Genomic DNA, 16,004 nt, shown 5'->3' on the forward strand with positions numbered 1-16,004 from the left:
TATTTATTTTTTATTCTATTCTTCCGTTTTTAATTTCTTCCACACATTCCGGATTTAATAAAGTAGATGTATCTCCAAAATTAGCAAAGTCTCCTTCTGCTATTTTTCTTAATATTCTTCTCATAATTTTACCTGATCGTGTTTTTGGTAAACCTTTTACAAATTGAATTTTATCTAGTTTTGCAATAGGTCCTATTTGTTCTGATATTAATTGGTTAATTTCTCTGGTCAGGTTTTCTTTATCTCTATTTTCTCCAGATTCTTTTAAGATAATAAACCCATATAAAGCATTTCCTTTTACATCATGAGGAAATCCTACGATAGCACTTTCTGCAACTGCTGGATGCTCATTTATATTATCTTCAATAGGAGCTGTTCCTAAATTGTGCCCTGAAACAATGATAACATCATCTACTCTACCTGTAATTCTATAATATCCAACCTCATCTCTCAAAGCACCATCTCCTGTGAAGTATTTTCCAGGAAAAGCTGTGAAATAGGTGTCTTTATATCGTTGGTGATCGCCCCAAATAGTTCTTGCCATTGATGGCCAAGGGAATTTAATACACAAACTTCCGGTTACCTGATTACCTTCAATTTCATTACGTAATTCATCCATTAAAACAGGTTGAATACCTGGTAAAGGTAAAGATGCATAAGTTGGTTTTGTAGGTGTTACGAAAGGAATTGGGGAAATCATAATTCCACCTGTTTCAGTCTGCCACCAAGTATCTACTAGCGGACATCTTTTGCCACCTACATGGTCATTATACCAGTGCCATGCTTCTTCGTTTATTGGTTCTCCAACAGATCCAATAACTTTTAAACTTTTAAACTGAAAACGTTGTATATATTCTACACTTTCTTTTGCTAAAGCTCTAATAGCTGTAGGAGCTGTATAAAATTGATTTACCTTATGTTTTTCTATTACTTCCCAAAAACGACTATGATCTGGATAAGACGGAATTCCTTCAAAAATAACTGTAGTAGCTCCATTTAAAAGTGGTCCATATAATATGTATGAATGACCTGTTATCCAACCTATATCGGCTGTACACCAATATACATCGTCTTCTTCATAGCTAAATACATTTTTAAAAGTATAAGCTGTAGACACCATATATCCTGCGGTAGTATGTACCATTCCTTTTGGTTTACCTGTAGAACCTGAAGTATAAAGAATAAACAAAGGGTCTTCTGCATCCATAATTTCTGCAACATGATTACCAAGTGCTTCATCTAAAAGAGGTTGTAACCAAATATCTCTTCCTTCTTTCATAATCACATTTCCACCAGTACGTTTTACAACTAGTACTTTTTCAACACATGAGCAATTAAATAATGATTCGTCAACAATACTTTTTAAATCAATTACTTTATTTCCTCTATATCCTCCATCTGAAGTAATAACCATTTTACATTCGCTATCATTTATTCTTGTTGCTACTGCTGACGCAGAGAAACCTGCAAAAATGACTGAGTGAACGGCTCCTATTCTAGCACAAGCTAAAACTGCAATGGCTAATTCTGGAATCATAGGCAAATAAATACAAACTCTATCCCCTTTTTTAATTCCTTGTTCTTTTAAAACGTTGGCCATTTTTGCAACTTTTTCATATAACTCATTGTACGTTATATGTTGCGCTTCTTCATCAGGATTATTTGGTTCGAAAATAATGGCTGTTTTATCTCCTCTTTTATTTAAGTGACGATCAATACAGTTTTTCGTAATATTTAATTTCGCATTAACAAACCATTTAAATTGAGCTTCCTCCATGTTAAACTCAAAGACTTTGTCCCATTGTTGGTACCAAATAAAATTTTCATCGGCTATTTTATCCCAAAATTTTCTAGGCTCACGAACCGATTTCTTATACATTTTAAAGTAATTCTCTAAGTCTTTAATTTTATAATAGCTCATATATTGTACGTTTTGTTTAATCGAAGTGTAAAGATAATAATTCTATAACAAGAAATAAATTTTATGTTGCTAAATTGCTATAGTTCTATTAGTTGAATACCTATCTATGATTAAATAATATTCAATGTAAGAAACTATTTTTTTTACAATTCACATTTTATTACTGTTTTATTTAAATTATAAGTTCTATTCTAGTAATTCTTTTACTTTATCTACTAATTTTTTTAATGAGAAAGGTTTTGTCATATAAGCGCTTGCTCCTAAGTCTATTCCTCTTTGAATGTCTGATTCTTTATTTTTTGCTGATAAAAAGATAACCTTACAATTATCTAATTTTTTATCATTGTTAATTTCTTCAAGTGTTGCATAACCATCTACATTTGGCATCATCACATCAAGAATAATAACATCTGGTATTTGATTTTTTAATATATCTAATGCTTCTTGTCCATCTCGTGCTATAAACACTTCAAAATTATTTTTCTTAAATGTATATTCAAGAGACATAATAATATTAGGTTCGTCATCTACAATAAGTATCTTTTTCATTCTTAACTTTTTTGTTTAAACATTTATTTTGGGCAATGTAAAAGTAAAGCAAGCACCATTTTTATCGTTATTTTGTCCCCAAATTTTTCCTTGATGCAGTTCTATAATTTGTTTACAAATAGCTAATCCTAAACCACTTCCTACTGGTTTTTTTATATTTTGATTATTTGATTGATAAAATTTGTCAAAAATGTTTTCAAAGTCATTTATATTTACTCCTTTTCCATTATCTAAAATTGAAACTTCATATTCTTCTTTTTTGTTCTTAATTCTAATGTTAATTATTCCATTATCATCTGGACAAAATTTAATAGCATTTGAAAGTAAATTTGTTATTACTTGTACTATTCTATCTTCATCATAAAAAAAGGAGAAGGTTGTTTCATTTTCAAAATGCAAAGTAATTCCTTTATTTTTAATTAATTGTTGTAAGGGTTCAATTGTTTTTAAAATAGTTTTATTTAAATTATTTTCTGTTAGATTTAATGTTTGTTTTCCTGTTTCAAATTTTTCTAAATCGAGTATTTTATCAATTAATCGATTGAGTCTGTCCGATTCTGAAATAATATTTTGAAGAAATTGTTTTTTTAAAGTTTCAGGAATATCATCATCATCAATTAAAATTTCACTAGCTGCCCTTATTGCTGTTATAGGTGTTCTAAGTTCGTGTGTTACCGTATCTAAAAACTCATCTTTTTGTTTGTCTTTCGTTATTAAATTTTCATTTGCATTTTGCAATTGTGCTGTTATTTTTTTTAACTCATTAGATGTTTCAGTTAGTTTTTTATTAATTAAGATAGTTTCATTTGATTCTTCTAAAATCTTCAATACTTCGGGTAGTGTTACTTTTTCTTCTTTTACTACACTCGAAATTAGAATACGTGCTGATGCTGTTCCTATGTGACCTGTCAATAAATTTTCTGCAAATTTTACCAAGCGTGCATCTGCTAATTCCTGATTTTTATCTACATTATATTTAACATTAAATATATTTAAAGCTCTATTGGTTCTTTCTACACCTAAAAACTTAATGAGTACTTTTTCTATATCTCTTGTATAAGCAGTTCCTTTCCATACAAAAGCATTTTCATGATTCATGCTATATTTATCTATATCAATATACATTTCTGCATAATTGCGTTCGCGATAATTTCCTTTAAAACTTACCGAAACAGCAAAATAGGTCATTACGTTAAAAAACATACTCCAAAAAAAGGCATGAGAAATAGGCGATAAATAATCTAACCCAAACAAAGCTAGCGGTTTTAAAAAATCGATATTCATAAACCCTGTTGCAATAAAAATATTAGCTGCATTTGTTATTCCAAAAGAATATGGAATTAACAATGTGTAAAAACACACAGCAAAACCTATAATAATTCCCCAAATAGCACCTAAACGCGAACCTCTTCTCCAAAACAAAGCACCAAAAAATGCAGGTGCCAATTGACCAATAATAACAAATGAAACTAACCCTATTGATCCTAAACTATAATCTAATGCAAAAAAGCGATAAATTAAATAAGAAATGATAATCAATGAAAAGATTCCTATTTTTCTAATATTGACTATCTTTTTATTATTAATGACTTGCTCTTCATTTTTTAATTTCCCTAAGAAAGTATATGGAATTAATAAATTATTACTTAGCATTGTAGACAAGCTAATACTAGATACAATAATCATAGAAATAGCAGCCGAAAAACCTCCAAGAAATACAATAATAGTTAAAAAAGTATTATTAAAATATTGAGGAATTAATAGCGAATAGGTATCTGCGTTTTTAGAATCTCCATCAAAAAGCACATTGCCTCCCCAAGCAATAGGATAAACAAATACATTAAAGATTAACAAATACAATGGAAATAACCAAAGAGCAGTTTTAATATGTCTTTCTCTATTATTTTCTACTACTGAAACATGAAATTGCCTAGGTAATAAAAAAATTGCAAACAAAGATAACATACATAGAAAAAACCAATTCATCCCTTGCTCTAATCCGCCTATTGTATTTTTCTGTTCAAAATTTTCTAAAACAGAAGCTTTTGCATAAATATCTTCAAATCCATCAAAAACAAAATACGTAACATAAATACCAATGATTATAAAAAACAATAATTTAAGTATGCTTTCCATAGCCACAGCCGTAATAATTCCTTTTCTCTTTTCTGAAGCATCTACATAGCGCGTTCCATAATAAGAAGCAAACAAAGCTAATGCAATAGCCACATAAGTTGTTGTATCAAAAAATACTAAAGAATCTTCTGTTGTTCTTGTAACTACATGAAAAGTTTCTGAAATAGCCTTTAATTGCAAAGCTATATAAGGCAAAATAGCGGTTAAACACACAATCGTTACAATAGCTCCTAAAAACCGGCTATTACCATAGCGAAGTGAAATGAAATCGGCAATACTAGACACATTATTTAATCGAGATATACGAATAATTTTTCTTAAAATAATAATCCAAGCAGGAATAATGATAATAGGACCTACATAAATGGTTAAATAATTTAATCCTGAATTTGCTGCTACACCAATACTTCCATAATATGTCCAAGCCGTGCAATACACTGCTAATGAAAAGGAATATACATACGAGTTATTAGCCCATTTTAAATTTTCTTTCTTTTCTGCCCAATGTGCAATAAAGAAAAGAAAAAGAAGGTAAACTAATAGAATAAAGATTAATGTAATACTATTCATAATATCTATTAACAATTATAATGGATATTAAAATTGAAAGCGACCAAATTGAAAACACATATATGTAAAATATAGGAATTCCTAACAATGCATCACTACTATCAAATAATAGTAACAAAGGGAGATTTAGCGCTAAAAAAATAAAAACCGTTAATACAACTAATTTTTGTTGATGTCGTTTTTTCATTTTACTGATTTATCTGCTTAAAAATACAATATATCTTTTTAACCTAAAAAAATCGCTGTATTATATTTACAGTGATTTTTAGTGCTAATAATCATAACTATTAATTAAAAAGGAAAATAGCGCATTAAAATAATTCATTACACATTATGTTTCCTTTTCCTTTTTGGTTTATAAAATTAATGTCCTGTTGCTTCACCAGCTCCCGAAGGGATTCTTATATTCTCTACAATATCCTGTACATCTGCTGGTGGTTCTGGAGTAAATTTATTTACAATAAAAGCAACTATAAAGTTCACAATCATAGCAATTGTTCCAAAACCTTCTGGTGAAATACCAAACCACCATGACTCTTTTAAGCCTGCAACAGCTTCTTTACCTCCATCAAATAGTCCAAATTTAAATTTCATCATATAATATAGCATTAACAACATTCCCACTATCATACCCGCAATAGCACCTTCTTTATTCATTTTCTTATGAAAGATTCCTAAAATAATAGCAGGAAAGAATGAAGCGGCTGCTAATCCGAAAGCTAAAGCGACTACTGCTGCTACAAAACCAGGTGGATTAATTCCAAAATAACCCGCAATTACAACTGCTACAGTCGCTGCACCACGAGCTGCCCATAATTCACCCTTTTCAGAAATAGATGGATTAATCATTTTCTTAATTAAATCATGAGAAACAGAAGATGAAATAACCAATAACAATCCAGCAGCAGTTGACAAAGCGGCTGCTAAAGCTCCGGCTGCTACTAAAGCAATAACCCAATTTGGCAATTTGGCAATTTCAGGATTAGCCAATACCATAATATCATTATCAATAGTTAACTCATTTCCTTTTAATCCTTTCGTTTCTGATGCCGTTATAAAAGCTGCATCCTTTGATTTATCATTGTAATACTGTATTTTACCATCTCCATTTTTATCTTCATATTTTAGTAGACCTGTTTTTTCCCAGTTAGTAAACCATTGCGGCATATCGGCATAGTTTTTATCGTTAACTGTATCAATAAGATTTGCTTTTGCGAAAACGGAAACCGCAGGAGCCGTTGTATATAGAATAGCAATTAACAATAAAGCCCATCCAGCAGATTTACGAGCATCGCGTACTTTTTTCACAGTAAAGAAACGAACAATAACATGTGGCAATCCTGCTGTTCCTACCATCAATGCTAAAGTAATAGCAAAAACATCAATCATTGATTTAGAACCCGAAGTATATTCTGCAAAACCTAATTCGGTAGATAATCCGTTTAATTTATCTAGTAAATATGTATCTGAACCTGTAACCGTGCTTCCCATTCCTAATTGTGGAATTGGATTACCTGTCATTTGAATAGAGATAAAAATAGCAGGTACCATAAAAGCGAATATTAAAACACAATATTGTGCCACTTGAGTATATGTAATACCTTTCATTCCTCCTAAAACAGCATAAAATAATACGATAATCATTCCAATAACAACTCCTGTTTCAATTTCTACTTCTAAAAAACGAGAGAATACAACACCTACACCTCTCATTTGTCCTGCTACATAAGTAAACGATACAATTAAAGCACAGAAAACAGCAACTGATCGAGCCGTTTTTGAATAATAGCGCTCTCCTATGAAATCAGGAACTGTAAACTTTCCAAATTTTCGTAAATAAGGAGCTAATAACAATGCTAGTAATACATAACCACCTGTCCAACCCATAAGGTAAACAGCTCCATCATAGCCTGCGAATGAAATAATACCTGCCATTGAAATAAACGAAGCCGCAGACATCCAGTCAGCTGCTGTTGCCATTCCATTCGCTAATGGAGAAACACCTCCTCCTGCTACATAAAACTCTTTTGTGGAACCAGCTCTAGACCAAATAGCAATTCCTATGTATATGGCAAACGTAATGCCTACAATTATATATGTCCAATTTTGTACATCCATGATTTTTTCTTTAAAGTATTAGTTTTTATTCGTCATATCCATATTTCTTGTCTAGCTTATTCATTAACCTAACATAGACAAAAATGAGAACGACAAACACATAAATAGATCCTTGTTGGGCAAACCAAAAACCTAATGGAAAGCCTCCTATTTTTATTTCATTTAACAGATCTTTAAAAAGTATTCCTGCTCCATAAGAAACAATAAACCATATACTTAATAGTATGAGAAGGTATCTTAAGTTTTCCTTCCAGTACGCTGTTGCGTGTTTTTGATCGCTCATAATAATTTTATTTTAATTGAGATTTTATAGATAAATCATAGCCTGAAGTGTAAGTGTATTTACAGCATCATTTTGTGCGTATTTTAACGTTTGATATTCTAATGTAATCTTAGAATTATGTCCACTTAAATAGAAATTAGTTCCAATACCTAATTGAGAAGCATTGTCATTAATAGCGTCTATTTTTCTATCATCATAAGACAAATAAGGTTGAAACTTTGTTTTAGTTTTTACAGGTAATACATAACCTATATGTGCATGAAGCATAGATCCTGTTTCATAAGTAGTACCTAATCTAAAATCTTTTCCATAATCGGTATTTTGATACAAAGCATAAGCTGTTATTGCACCACCATTATTTCCTATTGGTGCATCATAAAATGCATCTACTGCAAGAATGTTTACATCTTCACCTTTTAAAGTACCTGATGCATCTGCAATAACAGAACCTTTTGGATGCATAAAAAAACCAGCACCTACATTAAATATTTTTTTACTTCCCACATAAGAACCTACTTTATATGGTAAAAAATTACTCTCACTATCTAAAAAACCATATTCAAAATAGCCCGAATAGGTTTTTCCTGCTTCTTTTGATCCTAATAAACGTCTCCCTGTATAAGTTGCACTTCCCCCATTTACAGGAGTAGTACTTGCTTGTAAATTATTGGTTTCTGCTTCATTAACAGAAACTCTATATTGTAATTTTCCGAAAGATCCTTTTAAATAAACCCCTAAATGACGAGCAAATTGATCTGACAAACCCAGCGTAGCCCATGATTGTCTTTGATTGTCCAGTGTCATGAAATTTAATGTACTCTGATTATTTAAACGAGAAATACCATTCCAGTAATGCAACCCACCTCCTATAGCGTGATTTTTTCCTAAGCTATATTGCGCCCAAACATCATGAAAAAATAGTTGCGAAGCATCTCCTGTTCCTGTTGGGCTCATGTTATCAGCATTTAAACTGTTTAATCCAAAATGTGTTAGGATTAAGAAATCTTTACTCACTTGCGCATACAATAGAAGCCTTGCTCTACGCAAACTAAAATTTAAATCGGCTTGTTCATTGCCATTAACATCTAAAGGTCTGTCTGAATTATGTTGCGCCCAAAACTGCGCCCATGATATGATTCTAAAATATTTAGAACCATCTTCATTTATTTTTACTTTTAAGCCTCCTTCATAATCTGGAGACCCTTGTGAGTATCCCAAAATTGAAAGAAATAATCCAGTAATAATCAACATTTTTCTCATACTATAAAATTTGATTGTTTGTTTTTGATTCAACCAAATTTTAGAATTATTTTCCAATCCTGTAATAAAGTATATATATAAATGTAAAGTAAGTATAGTTAATCTTTAAAACGTTCCCATTTTATTAACATAAATTTATCTCCTAACTCTGTAATAATCATTCCTGCACCAGATAATTGATCTTTATTTTTTAAATATTCTACTAATTCTGCGTGTTTAAATATCTTATAACTAGGATGATAATTAGGATGTGGAGGTTTCTTTATTTTAAATTCTTTTACCCAATTACTAATTGATACATGAGAAACACCAATAATACGTTCAATTTCTCTATAGCTTAGTCCTTCTAAATATAGCTGTAGTGCTTTAGTTACATAATAGTCGTCTATCTTCTTTCCTACCTTATTTACTGTGAAATAATAAGTACATGATTTGCACAAATAACGTTGTCTTTCCTTTATAATTCCGCTTTTTACAACTTTAGTATTTTGACATTTTGGACAAGCAACTATCTCCATATATATAAATTTTGCATAAATATATTAAATTAGCACAATTTAAATTATGGATTCATCATTTATTTTTGTAAAAAAATATGATTTATTAATTTTTATACATAAAAATACAACTAAATATCAATTAAATAATTTAATCTATAAAATAGAAGGTTCAATTACTAAATAAAAATATCCGATTATAGCAATGCTACAATCAGATATTCTTGTATTGAAAAAAGAAAACTATTCTTTTACTAGTTTCAAAGTTTCAGTTTCTTTTCCATTAGAAACCTTAATAAAATAGATTCCTTTATTATAATTAGAAATATTGATAGAAGTTCTTGACAAATTAATATTCTTTTCTTCTAGCTTATTCCCTGAAAAATCATAAATAGAAAGAAGATAATTAAGCGTTGAGTTATAATCTTCAATACTTATAGTTACCCTATCAATAGCTGGATTAGGTGATAAAGAAAAAACTATTTTTCCTAAATTACCTCCTACATATTCTGTATGAATAAAAGATTGTCTTAAACATATTTTTGATACGGCATGTACTATTTTATAAGCACAATTTGGATCTAAATTTTCAAAATGTAATGGAGTATTAAAATTACTACTTCTTGATATCGAATTTACTAAGGTCCAAGGTCCAGAGTTTCCATCATTATTACAATCTTTATATACATAGAATGTTTCTGAATCATAATCTCCAATATTGGCAACATAATTAGACACTGTGATAGTGTGTGGATTTGCTCCTGCATACCAACTTACTGCAAACTCAGTTTTTGGTTTACAACATTTTGTGGCAGTAAAACACTTCTCTACTGAATAATCTGAAAATATTACTAAAACACAATAAACACCTTCACCTTGAAAAGGAATACGGTAATCGTTATATCCACCTAAAATTGAACCATTAAAAGTCCATTGAATTGAATAATCACAGTTATAACCTATAAAAGGATTAGTAGGCCATCCTGCAAAAATAGGATCTTTTGAAACACCAGGACACCATTCAATATTTGCAATCTCTGGCAGCACTATTTTAGGTTTTTTAATTGTAATAATATGTTCGGTAGTACATCCATTTTGATCTGTTATTTTAAACTTATAACTTCCATAACGATTAGGCGTAAAGCACCTTGATGTAGATAAAAGAGTACTTACTGGTAATGTAGGATGAGGTCCCCACCATTCATAAGTATAAATAGAAGTAGGAAATGTACTATATGGTCCACATAATTCTTCAAAATTATTATCACAAACTTCAATTTCATTTGGTAGATTTAATACTATATCTTCACAACCTTTCGTTATACTTACTTCATCTATATACACAGATTGCTTATGACGATAACTCGGTGTGTTAGGTGGTGTTTTTATTTTAAATAGAATTTTATTAAACTGTCCTGCTTCAGAAGAAGAAATAGTAAAATTTGCACAATATAACCTCCAAATAGAGTTACCTCCACCATCATAGGTCATATTTGCTGTAGTCAATATTAATTTTCCACTAGTTTCACAGTTATTATTATTAACAAGGTAAACTTCTACAATTTGATATGGATTATCTAAAGATAATAAACTTGTTGTTGCTCTAGCTCCCCAAAAGCACACTTTATAATCACCTGTAGCCAAAGATGTTGTTAAACTCCCTTTTAATCGTTCTCCTGCAAGCTGATTACCTAATGGTCCTGCATTTTGTGTTTGCCATAAATGAGCATATCGCCTATCTCCTGTTCTTTCATCTATACTTCCCCAAAGATTTGTAGGAACTTTTAAACTAGGGTTTGAAGAAGATCTGTCTAACAAATCTACTCCTGCACCTCCATTTGTAAACATTAACGGATCTGTACATTGATCATTCCAGCCTGTAGCATAACTTATTTGTCCTGGTAAATTAGGAATAGAACCCTGTTCAAAATCGGGATTAACAACCAGATTTGGCATTTGCCCAATACACATAAAGGGAATAATAATTAATAAATAAAATAGTTTTTTCATGATATACTGTTTTGCATTATTTAACTTAAAAAATTAAATAAAGTTGTTTGTTCCCTACTCTTTTAAATGGTTTTTCGGGTTCCACCACTTAGATCGATCTATATCTAAGTGTGAAAAATTAAAATTCATTACCCAAAAAATAACCCAACAAAGTGCTTGCTGAGTTTAAAAAATGAACTTTTTAAAGTTCTTTATTTTTTTAAAAAGAATCTTTTTTTCTTATAGTATAAATACCCTAAAACCAATCCTAATAGTAAAACAATAAATAGTATTTCCACATAAGACATTTTTTTAGAAATATTTATAGATTCTGTGTCTCCTGTAAGAGTAAAAGAAGCCCAATAATAAGGTAATACTTCTGAAAATTGATGCTCTTTTAAATATTTTATTTTTGCCAATTGTAGCGCTTTTGATTTCGATTTCCCTTGTTTTAATTTAGTATAAAAAGCATCTATAATTTCATTTCCTGCTTTTTCATTAACATTCCATAAAGATGCCAATACGCTTTTTGATCCATTGTAGAAAAAACCTCTTGACAAGCTAATTATTCCTTCTCCTGAAGCAAATTCGCCATCATTTGTCTTACAAGCATCTAAAATAACCAATTCAGCTTGACTATTAATACCATATAATTCATTGAGTGTTAATTGATTTTTTTGAAATGATATCCAAGGTGTTTGAGTAATACTATCAATACCAGCATGCGTATTTAAATGAATAATTTCATAATCTGAACTGTATTTATAGAAGTTTTCTTTTGTGGCTTGTTTTCCCGTAAAAATATCAGATGATTGATAAACACCTAAGGCTTCCATAGCTTCTTTAGAGCGTAATAACTCCTGCAATGCTTTATTTTCAAATTGATAAGGAGCCATTGCTAAGAGTTTTTTTGCAGGTTTGTTTTCTTTCTGCTTTATTTTTTCAAAAACAGAAAACGATTGCAAATAAGATACTTCTGCTATAGATACCAAATAATTTTCAGACAGAACTCCATTCGTTCGAATAGGCAAGGCTTCAAATGGCAAGTTTAATAACGTGTCATCAGGGACAATGATTATTTTTTTATTTGTTATTTTTTCTAATGCACCTTTAAAAGGGAATAGTGATTTAAAAACGTCATAACCCAATTGTTTAAAATGAACCATTTCGTTCTTATCTAAAATAGGCTGTTTCATATAATCTTTTAAAACAACTAAATTCTTTTGAAAAGCAGGAACATCAGAAATTTTAAACATTATCTTTTCTTTGGCTGTACAAAAAATACCATACCCTTCTTTTTCATTTAAAATATAAGTTACAAAACAATCTTCGTTTGAAATGGTTGTAGTAATGGCTTTATCTATAGTAATTGTTTCGATTCCTTTTTTAATTTTTACATAATCAGGATATTTTTGCTGTAATGAATCCATGAACTGCTGAAATTCTTTATGCTTTTTACTATATTTTTGTTTTAATAAATGATCATTAGGATATTCTTGAAATTGTTTATTCAAGGCCATTAATTCATAGTGCAATTTATATTCGCGTTCCTGTAAAGATTTAGGTACTTCTAATTCTAATTTTGCTTGAAATAGTTTAATGTTTTCTTGCAGCAACAAAGCCTTGTTTTTTTCCATAAAATAAAACGCTTCATCTGGCTTTTTTAAACCGTAGCACACTTCTACTGCTAACATATAAGTATTTACTCCTTTTTCAATCCAAAACAATTTAGACTGTTCCGTATTACTTTCATATCGCATAAGAGACACTAACTCATCTATACGATATAAAACTGCTTTAGCTTGGAACAAATAAGCCTTGTTTCCGTCTTTTTTATAAGCTTCAACATAATGATAGGCTAAATCTACTAAATACACTAATAGATCTTGTTGATAGCCTGATTCTCTAATTATTGCCAAAGAAGGAACTGTAAATGTTGTTTCCTTTTGTTCTAAAAGAATTTGTATGGCTTTTTGAAAATAAGGAATTTTATCTAAAGGTACATTGGTATTTAAAAAATATCCCATGTTATCATAAGCGGTGGCAATCTGAGCTATAGCTGTAGCACCACGAATTACTTCTTGATAACAACGTGTAGCTTGTTTGTGCTTCCCTTGTTTAGAATACAGAAGCCCTATATTATTTAAAGCGGTTAAACTTTTATCTATATCACCTTGTGTTTTATAATACGATTCTACTTTTGAATATAATTGTAAGGCTGTCTCAGTATCTCCAAAAGCATCATATACATTGGCTAAATTATTATAAGCAGTATATAAATCATTCGTATTTAAAGACGTATTATTAAATTCTTTTTCAATTTTTAATTGATGCTTTTTTACTATTTGAAAATCGGAAGGTTTTTTTGAAGCAAAAACATTTTCATACATCTTTCCATAAATCCAAACAATGACTGTGCGTAATCTTATTTCTTCATCAATAGCATTATTTCTAGCTAATAGAACATTTAATCTATTTAATCCTGAATAAAAATCACCTTTTTTAGTTTCTAAAACTGCTACATCAATACCTGCATTTAAGGTATATTTATCATTTCCATCATCATGTAATAATTGTTCTAATACTTTATAACGTTCACTTTCTCTTCCTTCATAAAAATAAATCCAGGCTAAGTTGTTTCTAGTTTTATTAAGTATTTCTAACGATTCTTTCTTATACAACTCTTGAATCTGAAGAGCTTTTTTAAGCATTACAATTGCCTTTTCATTACTCTTGTTTTTATAATAATATTTCCCTATTTCGGCATATAAATTTCCTAGTTGAGGTGTTTTAGCTGTTTTATTTTGTTTAGAAAGTAAATACAATAGCTGTTGTAGTTTTTCTTTATTACCAACTTCCTTATCTGAATGCTCTGTTTGCAATATTGCATCTATTTCTTGTGCTAATTCATTCTGAGAAAAAGCAGTATAGGAGCAGAATAAAAGAAAAAGAAAAATCTTTTTTATAAAAGAAAACATGGCTATTTTTTCCACGTAATTTATGAAAAAACAAGCAAAACTAATCTGTTTTTTAAAATTACATCTTAAATTTTGCTTGTCTCTCTTCTTTTACTACTAATATGGCATAATAATTTTATTATATTTTACCTTTTTAAGAGAATCAAAACTAATAGGACATGGTATTCCTTCATTAATTAAAAGATTTTTAATTTGACTAGCACTAAAAGTAGGATTTTCATATTTCTTTCTGGCTGCAACTGCTGCAACTATAGGAGCTGCAAAAGAAGTACCTCTCATTTCATACCCTAAAAATGGAATATTTTCACCTTTCGCAAAAAAATCGACACTAGTGACTCCATAATTTGAAAAAGTGGCAATATTTGACTCTCCAAAAGGGAAATCGAGTATTGTATTTTTATTAGAAGCAGCTACAGCAATAATATTATTATGTTCATAACCTGATGGATAATGTGCCCAAAAATCGTTATTATTGGATATATTCCCTGCGGAAGTAATAATTAATACTTCAGGTTTTGCTGCTACCAAACTTGAAAATATAGTTGCTACAAAATCTCCAAAACCATCATCATACCATCCTAAGCTCATTTGCAATATTTCAGCATGTTCTAAACCAAAACTAGTAGCGCATAAAAAATTAAAATAACTAGCTTTTCCATATTCATCACACACTTTCAAAGGCATTATTTGATGTGGAATTGCAGGATTATTTCCATTTAAAATTTTAGTTATGATAGAAGACACAACTGTTCCATGTCGTCCATTATTATCGTCAAAACAATTGGCATCGCTGTTTACAAAATCCCAACCCGAAAAGATAAGTTCATTTCCATCATCGGAAGCGTTGTACAAAAAAGGCTCTGTAAAAACAGGAGAAGTACCTTCTCCTATCGTAGGAGCAATCCCTGTATCAAGTACTGCAATAGTAACGCCATCATTACTAGATTTTATGTAAGATATATAGCTATAATCTAAAGCTGTCCCTATATTAGGATTACTTAAGTCTATACCAAAAGTGAATTCATAATCTACATCTATAATTGCTTCAATTCCACCTCCACTGCCTTGCTCAATAGCTGATTTTTTAGGTTCAATATCTATTGATCCACCAAACATCCATAATTCAATAGTATCGTCACTACAATGTTTACATAATTCATAATTTGTTACTCCATAAAATGTACGTAATCCTGCTTTTACAGAATTAGGTGTTCCTCCTGCAAATTGCACAATAAGTTTATCACTAGAATAAACAGGCTTATTCCTTCTATTAATTCTTTCATTAGCACTATTTGTTCCTTTTAAAAGTTCATTCTGAGTATTGGAATCTTTCAAAAAAGAGTCTTCTTTTTCACATGAAAAAAAAGCAAAAGCTAAAAGCAAAAGCATTGTGATTTTTTTTAATTCTCTCATATTTTTAGTTTTTTTTAATTACTTTTAATAGGGTTGTTTTATCTAAAATATTACCCAATATTTTTGAATCTTTATTTTACAAACACTCCATTTCAATGTGTTTTATAAATTTATCCTTCTTTTTATATTTATACTTATCTTAATTACAATGTAAAATATTTATGTATTTTTACCTTATTGTATAAAACAAAAATGAATCTATTAACTTTTTCTATACAAAAAATATAATTTTACATGCTTATAACTAACTTTTATTTAAATATACTTAATTATTACGATCTATTTCTTTT

The 16,004-nt window shown here is 29.8% G+C and carries 10 protein-coding genes; all 10 read right to left on the reverse strand.

The genetic code is table 11. From position 1 onward, the window contains the following. Nucleotides 1–10: 10 nt before the first annotated feature. Nucleotides 11–1,921, reverse strand: coding sequence for an acetate--CoA ligase (acs, locus tag SY27_RS13680; protein WP_045971305.1), 1,911 nt, complete (start codon nt 1,919–1,921; stop codon nt 11–13). A 186-nt stretch (nt 1,922–2,107) separates the two neighbouring features. Then, nucleotides 2,108–2,470, reverse strand: coding sequence for a response regulator transcription factor (locus tag SY27_RS13685; RefSeq protein ID WP_045971307.1), 363 nt, complete (start codon nt 2,468–2,470; stop codon nt 2,108–2,110). 15 nt (nt 2,471–2,485) lie between these two features. Continuing rightward, nucleotides 2,486–5,176 (reverse strand): ATP-binding protein, encoded by a 2,691-nt coding sequence (locus SY27_RS13690; protein ID WP_045971810.1) that lies wholly within the window; start codon nt 5,174–5,176, stop codon nt 2,486–2,488. 363 nt (nt 5,177–5,539) lie between these two features. Then, the gene (locus tag SY27_RS13700) at nt 5,540–7,294 is read right to left on the reverse strand and encodes a sodium:solute symporter family protein (RefSeq protein WP_045971311.1); all 1,755 of its coding nucleotides are present in this window, start codon (nt 7,292–7,294) and stop codon (nt 5,540–5,542) included. A gap of 25 nt (nt 7,295–7,319) precedes the next feature. Next, nucleotides 7,320–7,577, reverse strand: coding sequence for a DUF4212 domain-containing protein (locus tag SY27_RS13705; RefSeq protein WP_045971313.1), 258 nt, complete (start codon nt 7,575–7,577; stop codon nt 7,320–7,322). Between the two features lie 24 nt (nt 7,578–7,601). Continuing rightward, nucleotides 7,602–8,837, reverse strand: a complete 1,236-nt coding sequence (locus SY27_RS13710; protein ID WP_045971811.1) for a hypothetical protein — start codon at nt 8,835–8,837, stop codon at nt 7,602–7,604. A gap of 98 nt (nt 8,838–8,935) precedes the next feature. Next, entirely contained in the window at nt 8,936–9,355 is a 420-nt protein-coding gene (locus tag SY27_RS13715) for a transposase (RefSeq protein ID WP_045971315.1), read from the reverse strand. A gap of 222 nt (nt 9,356–9,577) precedes the next feature. Continuing rightward, complete coding sequence (locus SY27_RS13720) at nt 9,578–11,344, reverse strand: T9SS type A sorting domain-containing protein (protein WP_045971317.1); 1,767 nt, start codon at nt 11,342–11,344, stop codon at nt 9,578–9,580. Between the two features lie 191 nt (nt 11,345–11,535). Then, nucleotides 11,536–14,301, reverse strand: coding sequence for a CHAT domain-containing tetratricopeptide repeat protein (locus SY27_RS13725; RefSeq protein ID WP_045971319.1), 2,766 nt, complete (start codon nt 14,299–14,301; stop codon nt 11,536–11,538). 96 nt (nt 14,302–14,397) lie between these two features. After that, nucleotides 14,398–15,714: a S8 family serine peptidase gene (locus SY27_RS13730; protein ID WP_045971321.1), complete on the reverse strand. Its 1,317-nt coding sequence runs from the start codon at nt 15,712–15,714 to the stop codon at nt 14,398–14,400. Between the last annotated feature and the right edge of the window lie 290 nt (nt 15,715–16,004).

Source organism: Flavobacterium sp. 316 (assembly GCF_000967805.1).
Classification (GTDB): Bacteria; Bacteroidota; Bacteroidia; order Flavobacteriales; family Flavobacteriaceae; genus Flavobacterium; species Flavobacterium sediminilitoris.

Coding starts and splice junctions, on each gene's coding strand:
- SY27_RS13710 (WP_045971811.1), bottom strand. CDS start 8,837: ATGAGAAAAATGTTGATTATTACTGGATTATTTCTTTCAATTTTGGGA.
- SY27_RS13725 (WP_045971319.1), bottom strand. CDS start 14,301: ATGTTTTCTTTTATAAAAAAGATTTTTCTTTTTCTTTTATTCTGCTCC.
- SY27_RS13715 (WP_045971315.1), bottom strand. CDS start 9,355: ATGGAGATAGTTGCTTGTCCAAAATGTCAAAATACTAAAGTTGTAAAA.
- SY27_RS13685 (WP_045971307.1), bottom strand. CDS start 2,470: ATGAAAAAGATACTTATTGTAGATGACGAACCTAATATTATTATGTCT.
- SY27_RS13705 (WP_045971313.1), bottom strand. CDS start 7,577: ATGAGCGATCAAAAACACGCAACAGCGTACTGGAAGGAAAACTTAAGA.
- SY27_RS13700 (WP_045971311.1), bottom strand. CDS start 7,294: ATGGATGTACAAAATTGGACATATATAATTGTAGGCATTACGTTTGCC.
- SY27_RS13690 (WP_045971810.1), bottom strand. CDS start 5,176: ATGAATAGTATTACATTAATCTTTATTCTATTAGTTTACCTTCTTTTT.
- SY27_RS13730 (WP_045971321.1), bottom strand. CDS start 15,714: ATGAGAGAATTAAAAAAAATCACAATGCTTTTGCTTTTAGCTTTTGCT.
- acs (WP_045971305.1), bottom strand. CDS start 1,921: ATGAGCTATTATAAAATTAAAGACTTAGAGAATTACTTTAAAATGTAT.
- SY27_RS13720 (WP_045971317.1), bottom strand. CDS start 11,344: ATGAAAAAACTATTTTATTTATTAATTATTATTCCCTTTATGTGTATT.